This is a genomic window from Streptomyces tricolor (assembly GCF_002155905.1).
GTDB lineage: Bacteria > Actinomycetota > Actinomycetes > Streptomycetales > Streptomycetaceae > Streptomyces > Streptomyces tricolor.
This window is the reverse complement of record NZ_MUMF01000422.1, coordinates 1-5,955: the sequence shown is the minus strand read 5'-3', so window position 1 is coordinate 5,955 and position 5,955 is coordinate 1. Positions and strand designations below refer to the sequence as shown.

Genomic DNA, 5,955 nt, shown 5'->3' with positions numbered 1-5,955 from the left:
GCCCCGGCCCCCGGAACGCAAAGCGCCCCCCACGCACCCGCCAGAGCCGACCTACCCTTGCTGCCTTCCGGCCCTGGGGGAGTTCAGTCAGATAGCGCCGCGTGAGGGGCTGCGCCAAGGGTACCCGATCGCGGCCGAAGGGAACGAGTTCGCGAGCACACCTCTCGGTCATGTAATGTTTCCGGCGGAGGATTCGCCTAGAGGCCTAGGGCGCACGCTTGGAAAGCGTGTTGGGGGCAACCCCTCACGAGTTCGAATCTCGTATCCTCCGCCACGGCTCACCAGCCGACACGAAGGCCCCGACCGCTCAGCGGCCGGGGCCTTCGTCGTGTCCCGGCCGCCGTATCGGGGCCCGGCCCCGTTTTTCGCGCAGCGTAGGCTTAGGCAAGCCTTAGCTGATCAACGTGGGGACGGTGGATGTCCGCAGTCGCGAGTCGACGGGCCGGCTGGTTGGGTGCCGCCCTTCTCCTGTTGGTGCTGGCGATGCTGCTGAGTCTGGCGGTCGGCAGTCGTGCCATCGCCCCGTCCGTGGTCTGGGACACCCTGCTCCACGGGGGTACGAGCGACGACGCGCGGGTCGTGCGGTCGCTGCGGCTGCCCCGGACGGTCGTCGGTGTCATGGTCGGGGCCGCGCTGGCCGTGGCCGGCACGGTGCTGCAGGGCATCACGCGCAATCCGATCGCCGAGCCGGGCATCCTCGGCATCAGCCAGGGCGCCTCGCTGGGCGTCGTCTGCGCCATCGCGTTCCTCGGGGTGCACAGCCTGACCGGGTACGTCTGGTACGCGTTCGCGGGTGCCGGTCTCGCGGCCGTCTGCATCTACGCCGTCGCCGGCAGCGGGCGCGGCGGCGCGTCGCCGATCAAGCTGGCGCTGGCCGGGGCGGCCATGAACGCGTTCCTCGCCTCCGTGGTCTCGGCCGTGCTCACGACCGACGCCCAGGCCCTGGACGAGTTCCGGTTCTGGGACGTCGGTTCCATCGCCGGGCGGGACCTGACGATCGTGGGGCAGATCTGGCCCTTCCTGCTGGCCGGGCTGCTGCTGGTGCTGGCCATGGCACGCGGGCTGGACGCGCTCGCGCTCGGCGACGACATCGCCCGCGGCCTGGGCCGCAACGTCGCCCTGCTGCGGGCGACCGGCGCGCTGGGCGCGACCGTCCTGACGGGCGCCGCGGTCGCCGCCGCGGGCCCCATCGCCTTCACGGGCCTCGCCGTCCCGCACATGGCCCGGGCGCTGGTCGGCCCCGCGCACCGCTGGCTGCTGCCGATGGCCGCCCTGCTCGGTCCGGTGATGCTGCTGCTGGCGGATGTCCTGGGCCGGGTCGTCGTACGGCCCTCCGAGGTGCCGGTGGCTGTCATGACCGCCCTGGCCGGGGTGCCGTTCCTGATCGTGCTCGTGCGGAGGAAGAAGGCGGTGGCCGCGGCATGACGGGGCTCAGCGGCAGCGCGTCCTCCGGCCCCACGGCCCCTGTGCCACCGTCACCGGCCGGGTCCGGCACGACCGGTGCCGACACCACGAGTCCCGGCACCACCGGTCCCGGCACCACATGTCCCGGCGCCACGGGTTCCGACATCACCGGTCCCGACACCACCGGTCCCGACACCACGAGTCCCGACACCACCGGTCCCGGCACCACACGTCCCGGCACCACGGGTTCCGACACCACCGGTCCCGACACCACGAGTCCCGACACCACCGGTCCCGGCACCACACGTCCCGGCGCCACACGTCCCGGCGCCACGGGTTCCGACACCACCGGTCCCGACACCACCGGTCCCGGCACGACTCGTTCCGGCACGGCCCGTTCCGGGAAGGCCCGGCCTGCCGGGTACTCCGTCCTGCGGGCCGGGCGGGGCAGTTTCCTGGTGCACCGCCGCAGTGCCCTGGTGGCCGCCGCGCTGGCCGCGCTGCTGGCCGCAGCGGTCGTCGCCTCCCTGTGTGTCGGCGAGTCGTTCGTCGCGCCCCGCGAGGTCGTCCGCGTGCTGCTGGGGCTGCCCAGTCCGGACGAGCTGGTGGTCGGCACCCTGCGGCTGCCGCGCCTGGTGACCGGTCTGCTCGTGGGCGCGGCCTTCGGGGTCTCCGGCGCGCTGATCCAGACGATGGCGCGCAACCCCCTCGCCAGCCCCGACGTCATCGGCGTGACGCACGGCGCGGGTGCGGCCACGGTCGCCGCGATGACGTTCGGACTCACGTCGTACACCGCGCTGACCTACGTGTCCGTCGGCGGCGGTCTGGCGACGGCCCTGCTCGTCTACCTGTTCGCGTGGCGGGGCGGCCTGGCCCCCTCCCGGTTCGTGCTGGTCGGCATCGGCATCTCGGTGGCCCTCGCCTCGCTGACCCGGCTGTTCGTGACCCGGGGCGACTACCTGGTCGCCCAGCAGGCCAAGGTCTGGCTCACCGGATCCCTCAACGGGCGCGGGTACGACCATGCCGCGCCGCTCGCGACCGCGCTCCTGCTGCTGGCCCCGTTCCTGCTGTGGGCCGCGCGGGCCCAGCGCGGCGCGGCCTTCGACGACGACACGGCCACCGCCCTCGGCGTCCGGCTCGACCGCACCCGGCTCGGTCTGAGCGCCCTCGGTGTCGTCCTCGCCTCCGTCGCGACCGGCGCCGCGGGTCCCGTCGACTTCGTGGCCCTGCTCGCCCCCCAGATCGCCCGCCGGCTCACCCGCACCCCGCACACCCCGCTGCTGTGCTCCGCACTGACCGGCGCGCTGATCGTGGTGGTGGCCGACCTGCTGGCCCGCAGGCTCCTGTCCCCGACGGAGCTGCCGGTCGGCGTGTTCACCGCCCTGGTGGGCGCCCCGTACCTGATGTGGCTGATCGTCCGCACCCGAAGCAGCCGTTCCGGAGGAACCGCGTGACCGCCGACCGCCTCACCGCCCGGGAACTCACCCTCGCGTACGAGAACCGTACGGTCGTCGAGGACCTGGACCTGCGCATCCCGGACGGCAGGGTCACCGTCATCGTCGGCCCGAACGCCTGCGGCAAGTCCACCCTGCTGCGCGCCCTGGGCCGGCTGCTGAAGCCGCGGCGCGGTGCCGTGCTGCTGGACGGCACCGAGCTGGCGCGCGTGCCCACCCGGAGGATCGCCCAGGTGATCGGGCTGCTGCCGCAGACGCCGGTGGCGCCCGAGGGGATCACGGTCGCGGACCTGGTCTCGCGGGGACGGCAGCCGCACCAGCAGTGGTGGCGGCAGTGGTCGGAGGCGGACGAGGAGGCCGTCGCCGCGGCGATGGAGCGCACCGGGACGGCCGACCTCGCCGAACGGCCGGTGGACGAGCTCTCCGGCGGCCAGCGGCAGCGCGTGTGGATCGCCATGGCACTGGCCCAGGACACCGATCTGCTCCTGCTGGACGAGCCGACGACCTACCTCGACATCGCCCACCAGGTGGAGGTCCTGGACCTGGTGCGGCAGCTCAACCGCGAGCGCGGCCGGACGGTGGTGGCGGTGCTGCACGACCTGAACCAGGCGGCGCGCTATGCCGACCATCTGATCGCCATGCGGGCGGGCCGCATCGTCGCCCAGGGGCCGCCGGCGGACGTCGTCACCGCCGGCCTGGTGCGGGAGGTCTTCGGGCTGGCGTCGGTCGTCGTACCGGATCCGGTGACGGGCGGTCCGCTGGTCGTCCCCGGCCCTCCGTGGGCGGCGGGCGCGGACGGGGCCGGCATCGCGGCCGTACCCGCGCAGGAGAGCGACGCCGACACGGCCGAGCGGGCGTGATCGGAACCACACTCTCCGGAATCAGCCGGCTCACAGGGTTCCCATAAAGTAAGGCTCACCTAAGTTCGCCGGATGACGGGAGCCCTCCCATGTCTGCCAGCCGCCGCGGCACCGCCGCAGCAGCCCTCGCCCTCGCCGCCGCGCTGTCCCTGACGGCCTGCGGCGGATCCGCCGGGGACGGCGAGGAGACCCCGGCCGGGTCCTCCGCCGGAGCCGGCGGCAAGAAGGCGGTCGCCCAGGGCGGCGACGACTTCGCGGACGCGGCGAAGAAGACCGCGGCCATGGGCACCGAGGCCAAGCCCGGCCAGTGGCCCCGCACCATCAGCCACGCCATGGGCAAGACGGTCATCGAGTCCCAGCCGAAGCGTGTCGTCGTCCTCGACGTCGGCGAACTCGACAACGTCGTGTCGCTGGGCATCAAGCCGGTCGGCCTCGCCCCCACCGAGGGCTCGCCCGAACTGCCCTCCTACCTGAAGAAGGACGCGGGCACCCCGAAGAACGTCGGCACCATCAACAACCTCAATCTGGAGGCCATCGCCGGGCTCAAGCCCGACCTGATCCTCGGCAGCCAGCTGCGGGCCGCCGACAAGTACGACGAGCTGTCCAAGATCGCGCCGACCGTGTTCTCCCTGCGCCCCGGCTTCACCTGGAAGGAGAACTACCTCCTCAACGCGGCGGCCCTGGACAAGACGGCCGAGGCCAAGGCCAAGCTCGCCGCGTACGACAAGAAGGTCGAGGCGCTGGACGAGAAGCTCGGTGCGAAGAAGCCGACCGTCTCGATGGTCCGCTTCATGCCGGACGGCGTGATCCGCCTGTACGCCAAGGCGTCCTTCATCGGCACGATCCTGGAGGACGCCGGCATCCCGCGTCCGAAGAACCAGGACATCGACGACCTGGCCGCCGAGGTCAGCGCGGAGAACATCGACCAGGCCGACGCCGACTACGTCTTCACCGGTGTGTACGGCGATCCCAAGGCCACCGACAAGGCCAAGACGCAGAGCAACCCCCTGTGGAAGAACCTCGGGGCGGTCAAGGCCGGCCACGCCCACGACGTCCCGGACGAGACCTGGTACCTCGGCCTCGGCGTGACCGCCGCCGACCGGGTCCTCGCCGACCTGGACCGCTACCTCACGAAGTAGGGCCCGCGCAGCAGGGCCGCCGCACCGAGCAGGGCCTGCGCCGCACCGGAGGGCCGGACCGCGATCAGGGGTCCGGCCCTCCGGCCGTGTCTCCCGGGTGCTGCCGCGCCGGATGCGACCAAGGAGACGGGCGTGCACTGTGGTGAATGAGCATCGTCCGGTGGAGGTGAGGGTGATGAGGCGCCGTTTATCCCTTGTTGCTGCCGCGGCGGCCCTGCTCGTCCCCGTCGCCTCGGTGGACGGCGCGGCCGACGCTGCCGAGCAGGTGAGCGTGCCCGGCTCCGTCCCGGCGACCCTGTGCACCTCCCGCGACGCGTATCCGCCCTCCGGCGGGACCACCGTCGGCGGTGTGCCCAAGCGGTACAAGTACACGTACACGCCGTACGCCGGTGCGCGCTTCGACGGCTGCACCAACACGCTCAGGCTCTACTACGGCGGCTACTCCAGCCCGCGCTACGCCTTCTACGAGATCCGCTACACGTATCCGGGCCGGCTCGGCTGGTACACCTGGCAGATGCCCATGGGCGAGCGCCAGGTCGCGACGGTGCAGCGGCCCGCGCACGGGGACTGGAACTTCAAGGTCAGGGCGTGTGCCCGGTCGATCGACGAGGGGCCCAACTGCACGGGCTGGTCGCCGCAGCTCTTCCTGCACGCCGTGTGAGCCGCGGCTCTTCCCGCACGCCGGTGCGCGTGGTGGCTCCCGCGGACACCGCGGGGGTCAGCGCGTCACCCGCACCGGTGCCGACACCGTCACCTGGTCCAGTTCGGACACGCGGACCGTGGCCTTCATCGTCCAGGTGCCGGGCAGCGGGAGGGTGAAGGCGGGGGCGGACCAGTAGCCGCCGCGGTCGGTGACCTTGGTGTCCAGGGGGCCGACGCGCTGGGCGGGGAGGGTGAGGGTGACGCGGAGTTCGGGGACCGCGGCCAGGCCGCCGTCGGGGCCGTAGATCACCGCCTCGACGGAGTTGGTGCCGACCCGGCCGGGGTCCAGGGTGATCTGGACCTTGCCGCGGCCGCCGGCGGCGCCGGTGTCGAACGGGATCACGGTGACGGAGGCCGTCGGGATGCCCGCCGCCGGGGCGGCGGGCATCCCGACGG

The 5,955-nt window shown here is 72.9% G+C and carries 5 protein-coding genes, 1 tRNA gene, 1 other RNA gene and 1 pseudogene; 6 read left to right on the top strand and 2 right to left on the bottom strand.

The window, feature by feature from the left end:
* Positions 1-15: 15 nt before the first annotated feature.
* An RNA gene (ffs, locus tag CCN44_RS28035) (signal recognition particle sRNA small type) lies at positions 16-114 on the bottom strand.
* A gap of 72 nt (positions 115-186) precedes the next feature.
* Here ffs and CCN44_RS28030 point away from each other — a divergent pair.
* The 6 genes from CCN44_RS28030 to CCN44_RS28005 all read left to right on the top strand — a co-directional run bounded on the left by CCN44_RS28030 (position 187) and on the right by CCN44_RS28005 (position 5,518).
* Positions 187-274, top strand: a tRNA-Ser gene (locus CCN44_RS28030).
* 143 nt (positions 275-417) lie between these two features.
* Positions 418-1,425, top strand: a complete 1,008-nt coding sequence (locus tag CCN44_RS28025; protein WP_059249910.1) for a FecCD family ABC transporter permease — start codon at positions 418-420, stop codon at positions 1,423-1,425.
* Positions 1,426-1,835: 410 nt separating this feature from the next.
* The gene (locus CCN44_RS28020; protein WP_059255032.1) at positions 1,836-2,858 is read left to right on the top strand and encodes a FecCD family ABC transporter permease; all 1,023 of its coding nucleotides are present in this window, start codon (positions 1,836-1,838) and stop codon (positions 2,856-2,858) included.
* Positions 2,855-3,718 carry an ABC transporter ATP-binding protein gene (locus CCN44_RS28015; RefSeq protein ID WP_086700582.1) on the top strand — a complete coding sequence of 288 codons (864 nt, stop codon included), beginning with the start codon at positions 2,855-2,857 and terminating at the stop codon, positions 3,716-3,718. The genes CCN44_RS28020 and CCN44_RS28015 overlap by 4 nt, the downstream gene beginning before the upstream one ends.
* A gap of 89 nt (positions 3,719-3,807) precedes the next feature.
* Positions 3,808-4,857, top strand: coding sequence for an ABC transporter substrate-binding protein (locus CCN44_RS28010; protein WP_059249912.1), 1,050 nt, complete (start codon positions 3,808-3,810; stop codon positions 4,855-4,857).
* 175 nt (positions 4,858-5,032) lie between these two features.
* Positions 5,033-5,518, top strand: a complete 486-nt coding sequence (locus CCN44_RS28005) for a hypothetical protein (protein WP_086700584.1) — start codon at positions 5,033-5,035, stop codon at positions 5,516-5,518.
* A 57-nt stretch (positions 5,519-5,575) separates the two neighbouring features.
* Here CCN44_RS28005 and CCN44_RS28000 read toward each other — a convergent pair.
* Positions 5,576-5,955, bottom strand: a pseudogene (locus CCN44_RS28000) (transporter); the annotation flags it as partial.